This is a genomic window from Halobacillus alkaliphilus (genome assembly GCF_900113125.1).
GTDB classification, from domain to species: Bacteria; Bacillota; Bacilli; order Bacillales; family Halobacillaceae; genus Halobacillus; species Halobacillus alkaliphilus.
Map to the genome: position 1 here is coordinate 105169 of NZ_FOOG01000005.1, position 21094 is coordinate 126262.

14 protein-coding genes are annotated in these 21094 nt (G+C 40.9%); 12 read left to right on the top strand and 2 right to left on the bottom strand.

The genetic code is table 11. The annotated features are described in order from the left end of the window. Positions 1–19: 19 nt before the first annotated feature. Together BMZ06_RS04955 and BMZ06_RS04960 are read left to right on the top strand one after the other, a co-directional pair. A complete protein-coding gene (locus BMZ06_RS04955) occupies positions 20–1213 on the top strand; it encodes a PDZ domain-containing protein (RefSeq protein ID WP_245755957.1) in 1194 nt (397 codons plus the stop codon). 429 nt (positions 1214–1642) lie between these two features. Next, complete coding sequence (locus tag BMZ06_RS04960) at positions 1643–2482, top strand: ABC transporter ATP-binding protein (RefSeq protein WP_089750812.1); 840 nt, start codon at positions 1643–1645, stop codon at positions 2480–2482. Between the two features lie 377 nt (positions 2483–2859). Here the strand turns inward: BMZ06_RS04960 and BMZ06_RS04965 are convergent, their stop codons facing one another. Next, positions 2860–3105: a hypothetical protein gene (locus BMZ06_RS04965; RefSeq protein WP_089750720.1), complete on the bottom strand. Its 246-nt coding sequence runs from the start codon at positions 3103–3105 to the stop codon at positions 2860–2862. A 305-nt stretch (positions 3106–3410) separates the two neighbouring features. On the opposite strand from BMZ06_RS04965, the gene pgsB reads away from it, so the two are divergent. The 6 genes from pgsB to BMZ06_RS04995 all read left to right on the top strand — a co-directional run bounded on the left by pgsB (position 3411) and on the right by BMZ06_RS04995 (position 9978). Next, the gene (gene pgsB, locus BMZ06_RS04970) at positions 3411–4685 is read left to right on the top strand and encodes a poly-gamma-glutamate synthase PgsB (protein WP_089750722.1); all 1275 of its coding nucleotides are present in this window, start codon (positions 3411–3413) and stop codon (positions 4683–4685) included. Between the two features lie 32 nt (positions 4686–4717). Continuing rightward, on the top strand, positions 4718–5167 hold the full coding sequence (gene pgsC, locus BMZ06_RS04975) for a poly-gamma-glutamate biosynthesis protein PgsC (RefSeq protein WP_014644287.1): 450 nt from the start codon (positions 4718–4720) through the stop codon (positions 5165–5167). Positions 5168–5180: 13 nt separating this feature from the next. Continuing rightward, on the top strand, positions 5181–6437 hold the full coding sequence (locus tag BMZ06_RS04980; protein WP_089750723.1) for a CapA family protein: 1257 nt from the start codon (positions 5181–5183) through the stop codon (positions 6435–6437). 13 nt (positions 6438–6450) lie between these two features. Continuing rightward, positions 6451–8277: a gamma-glutamyltransferase family protein gene (locus BMZ06_RS04985; protein ID WP_089750725.1), complete on the top strand. Its 1827-nt coding sequence runs from the start codon at positions 6451–6453 to the stop codon at positions 8275–8277. 156 nt (positions 8278–8433) lie between these two features. After that, entirely contained in the window at positions 8434–8988 is a 555-nt protein-coding gene (locus BMZ06_RS04990) for a metal-dependent hydrolase (RefSeq protein ID WP_089750727.1), read from the top strand. A gap of 108 nt (positions 8989–9096) precedes the next feature. Continuing rightward, positions 9097–9978: a COX15/CtaA family protein gene (locus tag BMZ06_RS04995; RefSeq protein ID WP_089750729.1), complete on the top strand. Its 882-nt coding sequence runs from the start codon at positions 9097–9099 to the stop codon at positions 9976–9978. A 513-nt stretch (positions 9979–10491) separates the two neighbouring features. Here BMZ06_RS04995 and BMZ06_RS05000 read toward each other — a convergent pair. Next, positions 10492–13689 carry a DEAD/DEAH box helicase gene (locus tag BMZ06_RS05000; protein ID WP_089750731.1) on the bottom strand — a complete coding sequence of 1066 codons (3198 nt, stop codon included), beginning with the start codon at positions 13687–13689 and terminating at the stop codon, positions 10492–10494. Positions 13690–14034: 345 nt separating this feature from the next. On the opposite strand from BMZ06_RS05000, the gene BMZ06_RS05005 reads away from it, so the two are divergent. From BMZ06_RS05005 to BMZ06_RS05020, 4 genes are all read left to right on the top strand, one after another. Then, positions 14035–15618, top strand: coding sequence for a peptide chain release factor 3 (locus BMZ06_RS05005; protein ID WP_089750734.1), 1584 nt, complete (start codon positions 14035–14037; stop codon positions 15616–15618). A 134-nt stretch (positions 15619–15752) separates the two neighbouring features. Next, the gene (locus tag BMZ06_RS05010) at positions 15753–17390 is read left to right on the top strand and encodes a GGDEF domain-containing response regulator (protein WP_089750736.1); all 1638 of its coding nucleotides are present in this window, start codon (positions 15753–15755) and stop codon (positions 17388–17390) included. Beyond that, a complete protein-coding gene (locus BMZ06_RS05015; RefSeq protein ID WP_089750738.1) occupies positions 17387–17749 on the top strand; it encodes a response regulator in 363 nt (120 codons plus the stop codon). Before BMZ06_RS05010 ends, BMZ06_RS05015 begins: the two co-directional genes overlap by 4 nt. Continuing rightward, entirely contained in the window at positions 17749–20958 is a 3210-nt protein-coding gene (locus BMZ06_RS05020; RefSeq protein WP_089750740.1) for an ATP-binding protein, read from the top strand. Before BMZ06_RS05015 ends, BMZ06_RS05020 begins: the two co-directional genes overlap by 1 nt. Positions 20959–21094 lie beyond the last annotated feature (136 nt).

A 21094-nucleotide genomic window follows, 5' to 3' on the forward strand; every position in this document is an offset into this window, starting at 1 on the left:
GTTAAGATTGGAAAGGAGAATGATTTTGGAAGTCTGGATTATGGAAATTGTCAAAGGAGCAGGCCGGGTGTTTACACAGCCATTCCTTTATATAGCTATTATCATAGGTTTTATTTTAACGAGGCGGAGGATTAAAAGCGAGCGCAGGCAGTTTGGAACTCGTATTTATGATGCCTTTTCGGAATGGAGCGGTACCCTGGGAACATCATTAACGGCCGGACTCCTTATGTCAGTCTTTGCGGTAGGCAGTGGACTCGTCCTCTCTATGCCTTTATTGCTGCTTGTTTCCGGAGTGCTGCTGGTACTCAGCCTTCCTTTAAGATCCAACTGGTACTCAGCAGCCTATACACTCGGGGCCACGTACCTCGTTATATATTTCCTTCCGTACTTTCCGGAAAATATAAGACAATTGTCATGGGTATCTCCATTTACAAACACGCCGCTTACAGCTGTACCTTTTCTCATTAGTGCGTTCTTGTTAGTGGAAGGCATTCTGATGTTAAGAACGTCTTCGCTGTCTACCTTTCCAGAGCGTGTAATGGGTAGAAGAGGGATGTGGATTGGACAGCACCGTAGCAGAAAGCTTGCGCTCATTCCGTTTTTTGCTCTGTTTCCTGCTGGATCCATTGAACCGTTTGCGCCGTGGTGGCCTGTTTTTGGTATCGGTGAAGAAAGCTTCGGCTTGATACTCGTTCCCTTTGTCACAGGATGGGAATGGATTGCACGTGGTCAACTGCCTGTAAAGGCAGCCAAAATTGTGGGCCGTCGAACATTTTTTCTTGCTCTATTAGTTCTCAGTCTGGCTGCAGGCAGCTTGTTCTTGCCGATTTTATCAATAGCGGCCGTTGTAGTTAGCCTTTTAGGACGTACGTGGATTCGGCTTCAGCATTTGTCAGGTGAGAAGCGGCAGCCATTTTTCTCAGCCAGCCAGGATGGTCTTCTCATTCTTGGGATCATTCCGAAAAGCCCTGCCGCACAAATGGGCTTGTCACCAGGGGAACTGATTATAAGAGTAAATAACAGACAAGTACGTACGGAAAATGATTTTTATGAAGCCCTGCAGGAAAATGCGGCTTTCAACAAAATCGAAGTCCACGATGTACAGGGCGAGAATCGCTACGTTCAGCGTCCTCTATATGAAGGGGAGCATTATGAACTGGGTCTGGTTTTCGTGGAACCGCCACGGCGTGAGAAGTCGGTTAGTGTGTATTAAATGGTTTTTACAATTCTCCATGTTTTGTTTAAATCTGATTTAATGAGGGCGGGAAACATATACAATCCTCTTAAAAACCGAAGAGTGATTGAGAGGAACCACTTTTTCAATGGGTTTTAACTGGAATAAACCTAGTCCAATCAAACTTTGGTGGATAATTAATATCCGTTCTTTCAATTTGAAAAAGGTCAAAAGTCCTTGTCTGGGATTTTGACCTTTTTTTAGTCTGAAAAGTTAATTAAATTCATACATTTAACCATCAAACAAAGTGAAAATGATTCTCAAATTCATTGACAGAGCTCTTGAATGCACATAAACTAGTAAATGAAAGAAAAATTAGACACGTATATATTTAAGTTCTATGAAAATATAGATTACCAACAGACCGATAGAGATTTCGTAATGGTAGAAAAAGGAGAGTTCGAGATTATGGATACACTGTTGGCTAACAACCTGACTTTGGGTTATGGGGATTCCGTCGTTATAGATTCTTTGAATATCAGCATTCCGAAAGGGAAGGTCACCGTACTCATTGGAGGCAATGGGTGTGGTAAATCCACATTATTGCGTTCTATGGCACGCCTGTTGAAACCGAAATCAGGAGAAGTTGTACTCGATAGTGAAGATATTTCAAAAATGCGGACAAAAGAAGTTGCAAAGAAAATGGCAATCCTGCCTCAAAGCCCTACTACTCCAGAGGGTCTAAGTGTTTATCAATTAGTTAAGCAAGGGCGTTACCCTTATCAAGGTTTTGCTAAGCGCTGGTCTGAAGACGATGAGTATGCGGTTAACAAAGCACTAGAAGATACGAACTTAATGGAATTGAAAGAGCGTACGGTTGACTCTTTATCTGGAGGACAGCGCCAGCGGGCCTGGATCGCAATGACTCTTGCTCAGAATACCGACACCCTTTTACTCGATGAGCCAACCACTTATCTTGATATGACTCATCAGATTGAAATACTGGATTTGTTGTTTGACTTAAACCAGGACAATGGGCGAACGGTAGTAATGGTCCTTCACGATATCAACCTAGCCTGCCGCTATGCTGATCATATTATAGCTGTTAAAGATCAGACGGTGTACGCTCAAGGTAAGCCAGAAGAAGTCATTACCTGCGATTTAATGCAGCACGTATTTGAAATGAATTGTGATGTCAGACAAGACCCTCTTTTTGGTACACCAATGTGTATCCCGCATGGAAAAGGCCGCTGCTTAATTAAGCAAGCCCAGGCGGAAGCGCAAACTCCCCAGACATCAATTGGATAAACTAAGAGAAATAATGAAAGCAATGGAATATACTTTCCATTGCTTTTTTTGTTTCACCTTTTTGTAGAATGGTGTAGAATTATTGTTGGGAAATGGTATGATATGTATGTTGATGGTTAGAGGTATCGATTTTACGTGAATGAGGCGATCATCGATGACGTAAATGTGTATAACAAATATTCACCTTGGGTCTGTTGTTTTAAATCTGTTAAACTATTTTAAATGGATCAGTGAATTGAGAACGGTCTTGACAAGAGATGATAGAATTATTCGAGGGTCAAATTTTAAATGATTTAATAGATTTTATGACTTGAAAGAACTTGATGATTCAAGACTTTCACCAGATCGCTTGTTCCTATTGCGGTGCCTCCTTTAAATCAGTTATGGTGTGAGATAGGACTTCTCCCAATTTCTGGCCATTTCTGCTTAGAGTGGTTAAGCTGGACAGTATGAAAATCAAAAGAAGCTGCGCCTGCAATATCCCAAGGGTTACTGAAGGAGAACCAAATTTCTTCTTTTTGTATCCCAGTTTTTTTGTGCGTATTCATAAGCAGTATGAGGCTTATAAATACCTGTTCATCTTTGCTGAGTAAGTATCGAATACAACCAGCTTTATAGCTCATGTAAACTTCTCCTTTTCGTGGAGATCATTTACCCTGTCAGATGATGTGAAAAAATGGGTGGAGAGGAAACTACAGTTAATTTGATGTTACAGTCTGCACATGGTATTTGGAATACGTATGTCTTATAAAACAAATTCAATCTAAATAATCATTAAACTTTTGAAAATTCCTTTTGAAAAATGTTTAATAGGGTATGGAATATTATCTATACTTTCAAAGGACGTAGATAGAGAATATTAGCTTATTACATAAGGTGATAAAAAATCGTCTTACATTAAAGGAAGGAAATTTAAGGAGGAAAAGTAGTGGAGGAAATCGTTTATCTGGCTATTTTTGCAGTGATAGTCCTAGTCATTGGTTTAAGAGAAAAGTCTTCTCATGACCGAAATTTAAAGAAAATCCCTACCCGGGTTCTGGTTAATGGAATACGAGGTAAATCTACGGTGACCCGTCTTATTATGGGAATTCTAAAGGAAGATGGCAGAAGGGTTGCCGGTAAGACCACAGGAACTTCGGCCCGGATGTTCTACTGGGACCAGGAGGAAGAGGAGCCGATTGTCCGAAGTCTTCAAGGACCGAATATCAGTGAACAGAAAACAATGGCGAAAAGAGTAGTGAAAAGAAAAGCAGATGCTTTTGTCAGTGAGTGCATGGCAGTAAACCCAGAGTATCAAAAGATATTCCAGGAACGCCTGGTGAAAGCAAATATTACAGTGATTGCTAACGTGATCGAAGACCATATGGATGTCATGGGTCCAACTTTGGATGACATTGCGGAAGCCTTTAGTTCCACCATTCCCCATAATGGACATGTAGTAATCCCTGAAACACCATATAAAGGATATTTTGAGAAAATAGCACGACGTCGTAATTCAAAAGTTGTAGTTGCGGATGAAAGTCTCTTTGAAGAAGAATATTTAAAGAAATTCCCGTTTATGATCTTTCCTCAGAACGCGGCGCTTTCACTTGCCGTTGCAGATATTCTGGAAATTGACCGGGAAGTTGCCCTTCGAGGTATGCTGACTGCGCCTGTAGACCCTGGTGCTATGCGTGTGCATAGATTTGGGAAAAAGCGTGCTCCTAAGTACTTCTTTAATGGATTTGCAGCAAATGATATTACCTCAACATTAAACATTTGGGAACGAATTCAGGAGTTGGATTATCCTACAGATGAAAAAACTGTTATTATGAATTGTCGTAGTGACCGTGTCGAACGTACGATTGATTTTGCTGAAAGAGTACTGCCCCATATTGATATGGATAACCTGATTGTAATGGGGGAAACCGTTGATCCGGTTATAAACGCCTACAATGATGGCAGCATATCGGCTTCGAACATGATCAACTTGGAGAATAAGTCTGCAGAAGTTATTGTAGAACATTTGCAAGACCTGCCGGGAAATAGTGTTATTTATGGAATAGGAAATATTGTCGGTGGAGGAGAAGAATTGGCAGCTGCGATTCAAGACCTTGAAATCGTGCCTTCTCTATCAGACTATCAAACAAGTTGGGAAGAAGAAGAAAGCCATACCATCACAGAAGAAGCTTATGAAGAAAGAACCCTTCAAACAAATAAGTAAAGTGAAATACCGCTAAAGGAGTTGGAGTTGTCGTGTTCGGTACAGATTTATATATTGCAATAGTTGTAGGTGTGTTGTTGAGTTTATTATACTCTGAGAAAACAGGGGTAGTACCAGCTGGTTTGGTAGTCCCTGGATATGTAGCTTTGATTTTTGATCAGGTTATGTATGTATTGGTAGTAGGATTAATTAGTTTATTAACGTATTTAATAGTTTCACAGGTGCTTTCTAGATTTACTGTGCTTTATGGACGTCGTAAATTTGCGGCCATGCTTACAGTGGGTGTTTTGATGAAGATGTCAATGGACTATCTGTATCCGCTCACCCCATTCCCTACGATGGAACTCCGGGGGATCGGGGTTATTGTTCCAGGACTTATAGCGAATTCGATTCAAAAACAGGGAGTACTCCCGACCTTTAGTGCTACATTCGTCATTGCCTTCCTTACGTTCGTGGCCATTACAGTTTATAACCTGATTTAGAGGAGCATTTTTTATGAACGAGAATGATATAAAGTACAAAATGAAAGTATGGACTAAAAAACATAAGAAAAAAGCTGTCCCCCACTCCCTCATTATGGCTGCTTTGTTAGCTATACCTTTTTTTGGTCATGAGTGGATTGATCGACCGCCGATGCCAGGTGATACAAGACCTGACGATGTAGAGTACAGAGTATCTATGGTGGGCGATATGATGCTTGGCCGGCATGTCCGTGAAGCTGCTGAGAGAAGCGGGGAGCCGATTGGTCGTGTGTTTGAATACGTAAAGCCTTTTATTGAAGAATCAGATCATACAACAGGTAACTTTGAAAATCCAGTTATTGATGCGGATAATCCTGAAGTAGAAAAGGTCATGGAGGATTTTGAGCTGCGCAATAAAGCTATTCACTTATATTCCGACAAAGGAGCAGGTGAAGCCGTTGCGAAAGCTGGTTTCGACTCTGTGAATCTAGCGAATAACCATACGATGGACTTTGGAAGTTTATCTCTTGAGGAAACCATTCAGAACATGGGGCCCCTGGATATAGACTTACTTGGGATCGGTAAAGCTTTGGACCCCTCTGAAGATCTTTTTTCTGAGGATGAAACCCAAACAGATGCTGGTAAAATTCATTACTATGAAGCAAATGGTCGAAAGATAGCCATGCTTGGTTTTACGGATGTTTACGTTCAGGGGTATAGCGCAAGCGAATATGTCGGTGGTGTACTTACCGGCTCCGGACTGGGAGTCTTGCAAAACCGCATTCGGGAGGCTAATGAAAATGCCGACGTGGTTATGGTTCACTCTCACTGGGGTGACGAGTACGCAGGAGGCACGAGTCAGGAGCAGGAAACTTTGTCTTACCTAATGACCGATATGGGAGCCGATGTCATTATTGGACACCACCCTCATGTGCTTGAGCCTGTTACGCGCGTTCAAGTGGAAGGCGACCCTAACAATCCACAGGATAATGGAAATACGGCCATTGTTATGAACAGTCTAGGTAACTTCGTTTTTGACCAGGGATGGACAAGAACGAGGGATTCGACTATGGCTCAAATGGACTTTCTGACTGATGGTGGAGCTGAACTATCCTTTGTACCCATGCAGATTTCAGATACGCGTCCCCGGGAAACCAATGGACTTTTGAAACCTTTAAGAGACTTTCGGATTTTCCGAACCCTTCGCAAGGAGTTGGACAATGAGTATTGGCGCATGGAAGACGACCGTTTAGTTATTGATTTGAAAAAAGCTGGAGTAATAGAAGGATAGGAGGGCTGGTGCCTTGAATTATTTGAAAATCACCTACACCATTGCCGCGATTGTCTTTATTGGACTGGTCGGATGGAATTTTTATTTTGAAGAAGAATTCGACCAGTTCCGTGAACCTTATACGGTAGAAGATCGAGCAGAAACGGTGGAAGTAAGCAACGCAGATGGCGAAAATGCTTCTAAAGTTTACGGCGTAAGTGCTGTTCACCCGCTGGCGGTTGAAGCCGGAATGAAGGTATTGGATGAAGGCGGTAATGCAGCAGAAGCAGCCATCGCTGTATCGTTTGTACTGAACGTTGTCGAACCTTATGGATCAGGAATGGGTGGCGGCGGCCAGATGATTGTACATGAACCTGGCGAAGGAGCCAAAACCTATGATTATAGAGAAGCTGCTCCTCAAAGTGGTGCGAGACCGGAAAGAGACATAGCTGTGCCCGGATTTGTTAAAGGAATGGGCGCTATTTATGAGGATTACGGAAATAATATGGATTGGAGTACGTTGCTGGATGACGCGGTCACCCATAGTCAAGATGGCGTTAAAGTCGGCCGGATCTTTCATGAACAACTTCAAAACTCCAGAAGATTTATCCAAAGCGGAAACGAAGATCCCGCTATATCTAATAAGTTCTATCCAGAAGGCCGTGCGTTAGAAATTAACGATACGCTTGTACAGGATGAATTGGCTAACACATTGAAAACTCTGCAGGAAAACGGACCTGAAGCATTTTATGAAGGTGAAATCGCAGAGAAGATTAAACAGCAGGTTAACTTCGGACCGAATGACTTGGCAGATTACGAAGTCGGAGAGCGTGTAGCGCCTTCTGGTAACTTTAATGGTCAGCAAGTCTTTGCCGGATCTTCACCGACTTCCGGTATAATCGTTATCCAGGCTCTTCAAATGCTTGAAAAATTAGAAAAAAATCTGGATGAAGTTCTGCGAACAGAATTTGAAAATGAAAATGGCGAACTTCCTGCATTTTTAGCTGGAAACATGCCGGAAAATATGCAGGAAGTTGTCAACCAGCCTGAATATAAAGATATTTATATTCATCTTGTGAATAAGATTGTGAACCGTGTTTATTCCGACCGTGTTCATACTCTGGGAGATCCTCAGTTTGTGGACGTGGACCAGGAGAAACTAACATCTGAAAGTTATTCCAACCAGTTGTTTGAAGAAGAGTTTGGTGTAGGTGGTCAGGAGCTTACCAGTTCAGCTGAAATTCTTACATCCCCTGGTGAAAAAGCAGATTCCAGAAACACTACTCATTTCGTCGTAGTGGATAAGAATGGTATGATGGTGTCTGCGACAAACTCACTAGGGAAATTCTTTGGATCTGGTCGTTATATTGAAGGGTTCTTTATGAATCATCAAATGAGTAACTTTGACACCGTAGATGGTGCTATGAACGACTATGAGCCTGGTAAGCGCCCTCGTTCTTTCGTATCTCCATTAGTCTTTGCTGAAGACGGACGTGCCGTTCTAGGTATTGGTTCACCGGGTGGATCAAGAATTCCTGCTATGCTTATTCAGTCCCTTATTCAATACGAGTATGGAGTAACGGAGGAAGGCGAAAAGCTTACACTCCAGCAGGCAATCAGCCGTTCTAGGTTCTATACGGCAGATAACGTTGTCCACTTGGAAAACATGGTGGACCAGGGAGCTGTAAACCGTTTGAGAAGTGAAATGGACTACTCTGTCATCACGCACGATTCTCCTGTATTCTATGGAGGCATACAAGGCCTTGGCATTCGTACGAACGGGGATACGACCCAGATGTATGGAGGCGGAGATCCAAGACGTCTCGGAACATGGAAAATTGCCAATGATTCTGGTAATTAAAGATAGAGAGTAACTGAACCAATTAAGCCCACCTTTTTGTTGCAAGGTGGGCTTTTTCTATGAGAGTCGACTATTATTTCCCTGTCACCTCTGTTTTTCTTAGTCTCACTCAGACGAAAAAGTGTGCTATAAGCTAATAAGAGGGGAGGCGATGAAATGAATACACTTCACCATGGGTACTGGACTTTTTTTGTGAGCCGAAAACAAAAACACACCGGCTGGTTTATATTTGGAAGCATTTTACCGGATATCGTTTATTATGTGATGTTTCTATACTTATGTATTTCGCGGAATGCTTTTCAGGTCATAGATGATCCTGATCCATTAAAATCACTGTTTGGAATTGTTCATGACTTGTTTGAACATCCAGTAGTGAGTATTCTGCGGCAGGCTGGTCATTCTATGTTTATATGGATTGTTATATTCGCTGTCGTGCTCGTTTGGAAGGGCCGCAAGCTCACAAAATGGTCTGCTCTTATGTACGGCTGGCTTGGTCACATTGTGGTTGACCTGCTTACTCATGTGGAGGATGCTGTCCCTTTATTTTATCCAATCAGCTCATATGTTTTCAGAAGCAGGGTATCCTATTGGGATAATGAATATTATGCTGGAATCTTCTCTTTGATTAATACCCTGCTCATTGTCCTTTCCCTCGTTTATTTAATTGTGAAGAAAATCCGAAAAAAGCGTTCGTTCACAAAAAGTTCATGAGCATGATGGGGTTTATCATTCTCTATTATTCGACTTTCATGATATGATTTTATATGAATGCTACAATGTATTGACGATCGTCATTATATATAGAGAAAGGGTAAGACGATGAAGAAATTTTCAATTTTAACTACGTTTGTTACGTTCCTCGCTCTTATTCTTGGAAATCTTGTTGTAGCGACAAATTCCGGGGATGCGTGCGGAACCTCTTGGCCATTCTGTAATGGTTCAGTCATACCTGATTTTACTGATTATCACGTACTAATAGAATATTCTCACCGGCTAATGGTTCCTTTACTCGCCATGCTTACGTTCATCAATGCGATCGGTGCATTATATAAACACCGAAAACGAAAGTCCGTGCTTATTTTAGCCATATTGAGTTTGGGCTTACTGGTATTTCAATCCTTAGTTGGAGGCTTCAATGTTCTTCTGGGTACGCCTCCAGGTTTTACTACGCTTGATGTTACGTTCAGCCAAATTCTATTAATTGTACTTGTACTGTTGAGCTATAGCCTTCACGAGGAGAAAATTGAGCTGGGGCGGACAAGCTGGTCCACCATATCCATGAGCTACAAGACGTTTTTAATAGGTTTCAGTATCTACGTTATGCAAGTAATTTTAGGAGCCTTCTTCAAACACAGTCGTGCGAGTAATGTGATGCTTGATATTCCGGCAGTTGAGTATCTTATCAAAAGTGAATCAATTGCAAATATGGTATATTCTCTTCACTGGGTCGCAACCATTGTAATATTAGTAGCGGCTGTATGGTTTGTGATATACGCATCTAAATTCAAATATCATGTAACGCTCTCCTGGCTCTATCTATTTTCACTGCTGTTAAATGCAGTAGTAGGATTCGTAATTGTGGTAACTGGCAACGTTGTTGTAGCCTCATCCATTCACATGATCCTATCTACGGTTACAATGGTCATTGGAGCAAGTATATTGGGCGGTTACTGGTTTAAACTGCAAAAGAAACCTGTTTAATGATTGAAAAAACCTCGCTGTAACAGCGAGGTTTTTTCAATGGAGTTCGTCTAAATCAAAAGCTTCTATTGGTTCATGGCTAAGAGAAGGATTATATTCTCCCTTTTAAGGGAAACGATGGTCTCCCTTCAATTTCCCGCTTTGTTTCTGAGTCTTTAGCCATGAAAATGCTAATAGGATTACAATGCCCCCGTGATCGATCATTATAAGGGCATCTGTTTTAAAATATATTTAAAGGCGAACAAGACGATCCACAGAATAAAGAATAACCCCCCGGCGAGCGGTTTGATCTTTTTCGAACGTTCGTCATTAAACGGAATGTCGTGCTTCATTTCCTTATAAAGCGATAAAATAACTTTTTCTAAGATAGTTAAACAGATAGAGAAAAGAGAATTAACTTTTGTTTGGTAGTAATTATCTACATACCTCTCATGTTAGAAATATTTAACTTTATGTTATAAATATATAACACGTTCAATAAAACCCTGCGGAAGCTCGTTCCGCAGGGTTTTATTACTTAAATAGTTCTTGAATTTCCTCTTCACTCAGTGAAGTGAGCATAGACTCTCCTGGCTGAATGATTTGGTCTACAAGATCTCGTTTCTTTTGCTGCAGTTGGTAAATGCGTTCTTCGATAGTACCTTCTGAAATCATACGGATTACTTGTACAACTCTTTCCTGCCCAATTCGATGAGCACGGCCTGCGGCTTGTTCTTCAATCGCCGGGTTCCACCATAAATCGTACAAAATTACAGTATCAGCACCAGTCAGGTTCAAGCCTGTGCCACCGGCTTTCAGGGAGATAAAGAATGCATCTTTTTCTCCCTGATTGAACTGATCCACCATGTCCATCCGTTTGTCTGCTTTCGTACTTCCGTCTAAATAGAAGCCGTCAATACCCTCGTTTGATAGCTCTTTATGCAATAACGTCAGCATACTGGAAAACTGCGAAAAGATGAGCAAACGGTGTCCGCTCTCTTTCATTTCGTGAGCCAGCTCTTTCAGTTGATCCAACTTACCAGAACCTCCGTCGTAATTCTCAAGGAAAAGAGAAGGATGACAGCAAATTTGTCTCAAGCGTGTAAGGCCGGCTAGAATTTCAATTTTTCCGCGCTGAATTCCTTTTGTAGCAATGGTTTCCTGGATATCATTTTGAATACGTTCCAAGTAGGCCAGGTAAACCTCTTTTTGTTCCCGGGTAAGTTCTGAATACTGTACCGTGTCAATTTTATCCGGCAGTTCATCCAGCACTTCGGTTTTCATACGCCGGAGTATAAAAGGACGGGTCATGCGGGCAATTTTTTCTGGCTTCATCTGCATGAATTTCTTCTTACTTGTGTAAAAACCAGGCATAATGGTTCTGAAAATCGACCAAAGCTCCTGAAGTGAATTTTCAATAGGTGTACCACTTAAAGCAAAGCGATGCTTGGAGCGGATTGTTCGAACCGCTGAAGCAGTCTTTGTTGTATCATTCTTTATAGCCTGTGATTCGTCCAGAATCATCGCGTGAAATTGAGCCGTTTCATAAAATTTTGCATCTTGACGAAGCAGAGGGTAGGAGGTAATCCACACGTTTGCTGATCCCTCTGTAATCATCTGCTGACGGGCGATAGGATCTCCGGAGATAATTTGGACGGTCAAATCTGGTGCAAATTTTTCGAGTTCCTTTTTCCAATTATAGACGAGTGAAGCTGGTGTAATAATTAAGACTGGTGCATTCAAGGCGCCCTCTTCTTTTTCATGAAGAAGAAAAGTAATGGCTTGAATGGTTTTACCCAGCCCCATATCATCTGCAAGAATCCCGCCTAATCCATAGGTACTAAGTGTTTTCATCCAACGGAATCCTGTCATCTGATAAGGACGTAGATCTGCTTGTAATCCTGCAGGTTTATTTAAATTAAATGTTTCTGGAGATTGGAGACGCTCCACCAGTTTAGTAAACTTCTCATCCCGCTCTGATTCTTCAGGCTGCAATACCTCATCTACTTGCAGTGTACGGGCCTGGGAAACATGCAGCTCACTGCTATCAATATCCTTAGCTGAGATATCGAGTTCATCAGCCAGTCTCTGAAAACGCTCAAAGGATTCGGATGTCAAGGAAAGTAAGCTTCCATCAGAGAGGCGATAATACTTTTTACGCTCGATCGCAGCTTTCATTGCAGCACTTACGTCTTCTGAACTTATCCCATCAATGCCGAAACTGATATCCAGCCAGCTGCCATCGCTTTCCATCTGAACGGATGGTTTAAGCTCATGGTCCTGTTCGGCAAGCAGGGAATGGACAGAAGAAGATAAATAAACTTCAGAATGCTCTTTCAATCTTTGTAAATAGTCGGAAAAGAAAGTGTCAAGTGCTTCTTCTTCTTCAATATAAACGATTTCTCCATCAAATTTAAATTCGGCAGATTCAATAATCTGTATAATGGCTTGTTCTATTGTACTGTTACGCTGAACGATGGTCTGATTGGGAGCAGAGTTCTGTTTGAAAGGATCAATAATCAGATCTCCGTAGCGAAAGCGGACATTAATCGTTAGTGTCCACTGGAAGAAATCCAAATAAACTTCTGCTTGAAGCGGATGCTGACTGATTTTTTTCTGTGCTGTCTGATCCAGCTGTACTTCGGCGATGGTTTCAAGCTCCGGAAGTACATAAGAAACAATGCCTTCCATATCAGAGTGACTCACGGTATGGTTTCCGTTGGAATTATAAGGAAGCAGAGTGTATAGCGTTCCCAGTACTTCCTCTTTTTGCGGATCGAGCGCATAGAACGTGCCTTCCTTGTATAAAAGGTGATAGTCAGCTAAGTAATCATAGTTTTTCAAATGGTTCATATGCATATGAAAGTGGCCGCGTTCTTCGGAAATATAGAAAGAGAGCTCAGGGAATTCTGTTTTATAGTGCAGGGGACCAGCCAGCTCACCTTTAACAGACACTTGAGCTTGTTGCTCCTCCAGCCTGGGCAGTAGGTGTTGAGCTAATACCGGGGAAACACGCAGCGTTTTTTTATCGCTATGTGTCCATTGCTGCTCGTAAAAGCGTTCTTGCTCATAGGCTTGCTGTAATAATGACAGGATCTCTTTATCTTTTTCTTTGAAAACATGGTCGGCTGGGTCGAATGTGAACTTTTTGGATATCCTGTAAGGCTGATCTTTTTGGATATGTTCAAGCAGTTCACGAATGTCTTTAATGACATATGGATAGCCTTCACCAAACTTTAATTCAACACTTAAATTCTTAGTCCCAAGCATAGATTGAAGATGAAGAAAGTATTGAATTTGAATGGGTTTCTTCAAGTCTTCTGCCTGACGATTTTCCTTGCGTTGGCGGAAAGTTTCAAATAAGCGCATGGCAAACAGTCGATCATGGTTTGTTTCTTTCTTCGCCTGGCGTCCTTTTACGGCGAGCTTGGGCCCAAGTTCCTCCAGGGCGCGTTCACGGATAGCTATTAAGACGGCAGCGATATGTTTACAGGTATAGTAATTATTGTAAGCTTCACATTCGCAGGTGGCTTCAACATCATCCTCTTCAAAAAAGAAAATACGCACCTCGTAATCGTGCGTTCCTGCAACGACAGCCCGCCAAGAGCGAATAGCTCCGTTATAAGAAAGTCCATAGACTTTCTTTGATTCATAGTATTGTTTACCACGTTTGTAAAAAGTGTGGCCGGTTATTTTCTTGATATCACTTGGTTGTAATAAGTACGATTGCATAAATGGCATCCTTACTATCAGTATTTCCTCTATTATAACAGGTTTGACCAGATGATAATTGACTATATCTGTCACCTCAGGTCCCCCATAAATTCCCACCTCAGGTCATCCATATACTGGAATCCTTAAGGTGGGGATTTATGCAAGCGAAAATAGGGGATATCATTGATTCTTGATTGATTTTAATGCATGGTTGTGCTAACTTTCAAAGTATGAGTTTTATAAATTCGAGATTACTGCTCAATCGAGTGAGCGGTTTTTTTATGGAGTGAATCGGCCAATGTGATACGTATATCCTACCTTACGTAAGTCACCCGAATGAATAATAATATGGAGGATATGACGATGAATATTCAAGACGAAATGAAAAAACGCCGTACGTTTGCTATTATATCCCACCCGGATGCTGGGAAAACGACCATGACTGAGAAAATGCTGTTATTCGGTAATCTTATTCGTTCAGCTGGTACAGTGAAAGGTAAAAAGTCAGGAAAATTCGCTACCTCTGACTGGATGGAAATTGAGAAGCAGCGAGGAATTTCCGTTACTTCCAGTGTAATGAATTTTCCTTACAAAGGCTACCAGGTTAATATACTTGATACGCCCGGGCACGAAGATTTCAGTGAAGATACGTACCGTACTCTGACCGCTGTTGACAGTGTGGTTATGGTGATCGACGGAACCAAAGGAATTGAAGCCCAAACATTGAAATTATTTAAAGTATGTAAAATGCGTGGCATTCCGATCTTCACGTTTATTAATAAAATGGACCGTGAAGGTCGTGAGCCGTTTGAATTAATGGAAGAAATCGAAGAAACATTGAATATCGAGACTTATCCAATGACCTGGCCGGCGGGCATGGGTAAACGATTCCTTGGTGTTTTCGACCGTAATAATGAGCAATTCGTTCATTATACTGGTAACGAAGAAGAAGCTTATATTCCTTATGAGCAGCTGGACCAACATCCAGAGCTTTCTGAAAATGCTACCTTCCAGGAAGCTGAAGAAGAAATGCTGCTTGTGGATGAAGCAGGAGATGGCTTTGACATGGATAAAGTTATGAAAGGGGACCAAACTCCTGTGTTCTTCGGAAGCGCCCTAGCGCCGTTCGGTGTGGAAACATTTTTTAATTCTTTCATTGAGATGGCTCCGGAACCTGCGCCAAGGAAGTCAACGGAAGGAATTGTTTCACCGGACCACGAAGAATTTTCTGGATTTATTTTCAAAATCCAAGCGAATATGAATCCACAGCACAGAGACCGGATAGCCTTCGTAAGGGTTTGCTCAGGTAAATTCGAACGTGGTATGAACGTAACCTTATCGCGTACAGGGAAGTCTTTTAAGCTGGCACAATCCCAGCAATTTGTCGCTTCTTCACGTGGCACAGTGGAAGAAGGCTATGCCGGGGATATTATCGGAATCTATGATCCGAATGTTTACCGGATAGGGGATACCATCGTTACCGGTAAATCGAACTTTGAATACGATGAATTACCTCAGTTCCCGCCTGAACTGTTCAAGAAAGTAACGGCTAAGAACGTAATGAAGTCCAAACAATTCAGAAAAGGATTGGAACAGCTGGTGCAAGAAGGAGCCATTCAATTGTTTAAGCGGTATCGATTTGAAGACTATATCATTGGAGCAGTCGGCGAGCTTCAGTATGAAGTCTTCGAGTACCGTATGAAGAATGAGTACAACGTAGAAATAGAGCTGACTTCGGTCGGAGAGCGTATCCCCCGCTGGCTTCGAGAAGACCAGGTTGATGAATCTCTATTTGATGAGCGGAACATGCTGGTCGAAGACCGGGAAGGCAATCCGTTAGTCCTTTTCAAAAATGATTTCTCACTCCGCTGGTTTGAAGATAAACATCCTGATATAGAATTGACCGATCTCTTTGAAGTGAACCAATACAATCAAACATTCGAATAAAAATAGGAAAACCACTACAAAAAAATTTGTAGTGGTTTTTTTACAGGAAATTATACCCATTAATTTCGAAAATCTATTATAATGAACAGTAGACCGATCGATAAAAAGCGATTGATTTTATTAGGAGTGGAAATGTGCAATCCTTTGAAAAATATCAGAAATTATTCTTAACTAATGTGTCTAAAAAAATTGAAACCTGGCAGGAACTCCCCTTTGTAGAAGAAAAAGAGATTTACAAATTTCTTCACTCCGTAAAAGGGACGGCTGCTTCTATACAGCTCCCGGAATTATCAACGGAAGCCGAAAAAGTAATGGATCACGTAAACCCAGCATCTACAACAAGCTGGCAAGAAGGTTCATGGTCGGAGTTGTTACAGCCGATTTTTCTTCAGGCTGCTTTTAAAAAGGAATTAGAACTCCCCGTGGAGGAACAGGAGCTGCTCGAATTTCAAAAAGAGGAAAAACAACCTACGATTTTAATTTTAGAAAATAATTTAGATTTCCTGCATCATTTTCGTAACAAAATGGAAAGTCATGGCTACAGTATCCTTATCGCTGCCACAGAGGAACGGGCACTGAATCTGTTTTATGACGAAACGCCGGATTTAGTCGTAATTGATTTTTACTTAGAAAATAAAAATGGCTTAGAAATATTGGAAGAAATCAGTACACAGGCCACAAGTATTCTAACTCCTGTCATTATCATAAGCGAAGATGGTTCTCCCGAATTAGCAAAGAAAGTATATGAAACTTCAGCTCTCGATTTTATCCTGAAGCCTATTGATTTTGAAGTCTTTACTACTCTCATTCGAAACCGGCTCTTACACGTGAGATCTTTAAAAAAACAAATAACGACCGATAAATTGACTAAAGCCTATAACCGCGCGTATCTCCAGGATTTACTGGATCGGAAGAAACGAAACTTTCAAAGAAGTGAGGAAACATTTTGCCTCGCCATTCTTGATTTAGATGATTTTAAAAATGTAAATGACAGCTATGGACACACGGTAGGTGATAAGGTATTAGTCCAGCTATCTGAAGTTTTACATGCTTCTACCCGTCCCGAAGACAGTGTAATTCGTTATGGAGGCGAAGAGTTTATTGTAGTTATGCCTGTCATAAGCAGAATACAGGCTAAAAGGCGACTCGAAAATATGTTAGAAGAATTTAAATCGATTGTTCATACCAATAAGAACTATGAGTTCTCTTTAAGCTTTACAGCGGGATTAACAGAAATGAACGAATCCGTTTCAAAAATGGAAGATTTGATTGTGCAGGCCGATTTGGCTTTGTACAGGGGAAAGCGTTCTGGAAAGGGAACCGTCACTATTTATGAGCCGACTCAGGATATCCCCAACGTTTTGAATGCTGAAAAACAAGTCCATATTTCTGTAGTTGACGACGATTCAATCATTAGAGAGATTCTGTCGGACCGGCTTCAAACAATGAATTTCTTTGATCACTCTGTGGAAGTTCGAGCATATAAGGACGGTGAAAGTTTTCTAAAAGACGATCATGAAGGCAAATATAAACACGTTGTTCTTCTGGATGGGGTGCTTCCTGGAATGGATGGGCTGGAAGTATTATCACAGATAAGGTCTTATGATCAGGACACTGTAGTTATTATGCTCACGGGAAGACAGAAAGGTAAGGATATTATAAAAGCTTTGAATATCGGAGCGGATGATTATATGACCAAGCCTTTCAGCACAGATGAATTAGTCGCACGAATCCGTAGGCTGATTCAACGCCATAAGGGAGGAAAAAAATGAACAAACGTATTTTAGTAGCTGATGATGAAGATGTGCTCAGAATGCTCATCACAGATACACTTGAAGACGAAGGCTATCTCATAACAGAAGCTGAAGATGGGAGAGCAGCGTGGGAAATCCTGCAGATTGAAACGTTGGACTTAGTTATTCTGGACTATATGATGCCAGGCTTGACTGGGATTGAAGTAGCTGAAAAGATAACTGGAGATTGTAATAATCGACCACCTATTATTATGTTAACGGCCAAAACTCAGGAGTCTGACATGGAGATGTCAAAGAACGCCGGCATTCAATATTTTATGGGAAAGCCTTTCAGTCCAATTGAATTAATTCAATTAGTAGAAGAAATTCTGACATAATGGATTATTTTAAAAAATCGATTCGCAGAAAATTCTTCATAGTTATGCTGGTAGTAGTGACTGCCACCTGTCTAGCTACATCGGTTCTTTTTTATTTACAGTACTCTAACAAGAGCCAGCATGAGACGATAACAGCTGAACTAGTTGAGAAGCGTAACGTATTACGCAATATAAAAGAAGAGTATCAGACCATGGTTTTTCGAACTCGTGGATACATAGTATTCAATAATAATAATGAACTGCTCCAGGCAAAACAGGCGCGTCAAAACCTTGACGGATATTTATCTGAAGCCCAGGGAATGAATTGGTCTAATGGACGAATTGAACTGTTTTCTGATCTTAATCAGTTTTTGGAATATTACTGGGGAAGTCTAATTCCCGAAGTACAGACGGCTGTAGAAAGTGGCAGTATTGAAGAAGTTCGGCAACTCAGTCTCGCTAATACGACCGAACAAATTAATGAAATTATCCAAACACTTGAAGATATATCGAATGAAGCTCAAGAGACGTTAACCTCAGAAAATGACAATTTCCTTGAGCGGATGGACTTGATTTCTTATTTGCTTTTTGCCTTAATGATTCTTGTAGTTTGCATCCTTTCACTTGCCTCAAGAACATTGAGCCGGGGCATAGGACGACCGCTTTCTGAACTTTCGATAGCATCTGAAGCACTAGCTGCAGGAAATAATTATGATGAGTTACCTTCGAGTAAGCGAAAAGACGAAATTGGTACATTGACACGCTCCTTTCAATATATGGCCAAGGAAATTGGAGAAAGGGAAGACAATCTTTTTGCACAAAATCAAGAACTGATGGCTCAACAGGAAATGCTTGAATCTTATGTAAATGATTTACGAAACAAGGACTTGGCTTTAAATGAGTCATCCATTGTCGCTATATTGGACGAAGATGGATGGATTCAAACTTGTAACGGTAAATTAGCAGAAGCATCGGATTATACAGAAAGTGAGTTGGAGGGGCGCCATTTCTTAAGCTTAACGGAGGAGGCCTACGATCATACCGATATAAAGCTGGCCTTCCCGGGAGTAGAACATGGAAAGGTGTGGAAAGGAGAGGTTAGGTGTAACCGTAAAGGTGGAGAGTTTTTTTATACAAACACCACTGTAGTTCCTTACATAAATGAAGATGGCAAAGTCGAACAATTTATTGTCATTCAGAAAGATATTACTGATATTAAACAGGCCCAGCAACGGTTAAAAGATTCTTTAAAAGAGACGGAGAAAGCAAGAAGTACAGTGGAGAAATTGAATTCTATGAACCAGACGCTTTCAACCACTATGGACAAGCAGTCTTTGCTGGATCAGGTCATTTATCAGCTCTCTATTTTATTTCCTTTCGACCATGGAATCTTTATGCTGCTTGATTCTGGCGGATACGCGAAAATCGGTTTAAGAGAGGAAGATTTGAAGGGAGATATTTTAAACTCTTTCGCACATAAGCGTTTACGCGCTCAACGTACACCTTATATCAGGGAACGCAAAATGACAATCTATGAAGAGGGCTATTTTAATGCATCTAGTAAAAGTTATGATCTTTATGTACCTGTATTTAATTCCAGAAATAAACTGGAGGCGGTCTTTGTAGCTACAAGAATGGGAGGTTCCTATGAAAAAGAAGAGATTAATGGAATTACTTCCATATTGCAACGAGTTTCGTTAAATATTGAAAGAATTGATTCTTATGAACAATCAGAAATTAACCGTCAATTGAATCAGGATATCATTGATAATATAAATGAAGGAATCCTGTTTGTAGATGAAGAAGGAAAGCTTGTTCAATACAATCAAAACTGGCTGACATTCCTCGGACTTCCATACATGCAGCAAGAGAACTGGTTAAAGGTTGAGTTTGAAGATTGGCTGCATCAAATCTCTTCCTACATTACAAACGCCGAAAGCTTCACAGACTTTTGCAAAGGAATGGTTTTCACTGACTATCACCCAAAGAGCAGTGTGAGAATAGAGGTAGGTTCTGAAGAGGAGTTCCGCACAATTGAGGTCTATGCTGAACCTATTTGTCACCAGAATGAAAAAGAAGGAATTTTATTTGTATTCCGTGATATTACTTCGGAAATTGAAGTCAACCAAATGAAAACAAACCTGGTTAGTACCGTGAGTCATGAATTACGAACTCCATTGGCGAGTGTCCTTGGATATACGGAATTAATGATTCACCGTGACCTGCCGGAAAACCGGAGAAAGAAATATTTAAATACCATTCACGGGGAAGCAAAGCGACTGACAAACCTTATTAACGATTTTCTTGATCTGCAGCGGATGGAGTCTGGAAAGTCTTCTTTCAAGAAAGAAGTTGTAGAATTGGGGAGCCTGGTAGAAGAAGTGGTAGAAAACTTTCGTATCACTCATACAGACCACCTGTTGATACTCACAGATCAGACATTAACTTCAAAGATCCACGCAGATCGTGAGAAGATTATACAGTTGATGAATAACATCATAGGGAATGCCATTAAGTTTTCCCCGGATGGAGGAGAAGTGGTAGTAGCTATAAATAACGATCAGTCCAACGTTTATGTACATGTGGCAGATGAAGGGCTGGGCATTCCGGAACATGAAATTTCGAAGCTCTTTACTAAGTTCCATAGAGTGGATAACTCTAGTCAACGTAAAATCGGCGGTACGGGTCTTGGTCTTGCCATCAGTAAAGAAATAGCAGAAATTCATAATGGACGTATATCTGTACTCTCAGAACAGGGAGCAGGCAGCGTATTTTCCCTTACCTTTCCTTTACAAGAACCGTTGAAAAATGAAGAAGGTCCGGTTGAAAAAGTTCCGCACGTAATCCTTATCGAAGACGATATTAATTTATCTCAGCTTATAAAGGATGAATTAGGTGACGCAGGTATTAAAGTTTCTCATTACAATGAAGGCCGAACAGCTCTTAATGAATTGGAAAAAATGGAACCTGACGTGTTTATCGTTGATTTAACATTAGCTGATCAAACCTCTGGATGGGATATTATCCAAGCTATTAAGACCTATGATCACCTGTCTGACGTTCCTATATTTATCTCAAGTGCTCTCAGCCAATCTTCGGGAGTTCCTGATATCGAAGTGGAAGGTTACCTGGTCAAACCTTATCCATTAAGAAAACTTTCAACTACTATCATGAAGACCCTTTTACAGGAAAGTAAAACTGGTCAAATTCTTGTTGTTAAGGAAAAATAACCATAAAACTCCTGAGAAATGAAAAGTTCTCAGGAGTTTATTTATTACTTGAAAAGTCTGTACCTGCTTAGTACCGAATGTTTGTTCGTTTAATGTTAGAATGATAAACTAATGTGGTAAACTAATGATGACTAGT

Bases quoted from the DNA above. Each gene is read 5' to 3' on its own strand.
- BMZ06_RS04955 (WP_245755957.1), top strand. From the start codon at position 20: ATGATTTTGGAAGTCTGGATTATGGAAATTGTCAAAGGAGCAGGCCGG.
- BMZ06_RS04960 (WP_089750812.1), top strand. From the start codon at position 1,643: ATGGATACACTGTTGGCTAACAACCTGACTTTGGGTTATGGGGATTCC.
- BMZ06_RS04965 (WP_089750720.1), bottom strand. From the start codon at position 3,105: ATGAGCTATAAAGCTGGTTGTATTCGATACTTACTCAGCAAAGATGAA.
- BMZ06_RS04980 (WP_089750723.1), top strand. From the start codon at position 5,181: ATGAACGAGAATGATATAAAGTACAAAATGAAAGTATGGACTAAAAAA.
- BMZ06_RS04990 (WP_089750727.1), top strand. From the start codon at position 8,434: ATGAATACACTTCACCATGGGTACTGGACTTTTTTTGTGAGCCGAAAA.
- BMZ06_RS04995 (WP_089750729.1), top strand. From the start codon at position 9,097: ATGAAGAAATTTTCAATTTTAACTACGTTTGTTACGTTCCTCGCTCTT.
- BMZ06_RS05000 (WP_089750731.1), bottom strand. From the start codon at position 13,689: ATGCAATCGTACTTATTACAACCAAGTGATATCAAGAAAATAACCGGC.
- BMZ06_RS05005 (WP_089750734.1), top strand. From the start codon at position 14,035: ATGAATATTCAAGACGAAATGAAAAAACGCCGTACGTTTGCTATTATA.
- BMZ06_RS05015 (WP_089750738.1), top strand. From the start codon at position 17,387: ATGAACAAACGTATTTTAGTAGCTGATGATGAAGATGTGCTCAGAATG.
- BMZ06_RS05020 (WP_089750740.1), top strand. From the start codon at position 17,749: ATGGATTATTTTAAAAAATCGATTCGCAGAAAATTCTTCATAGTTATG.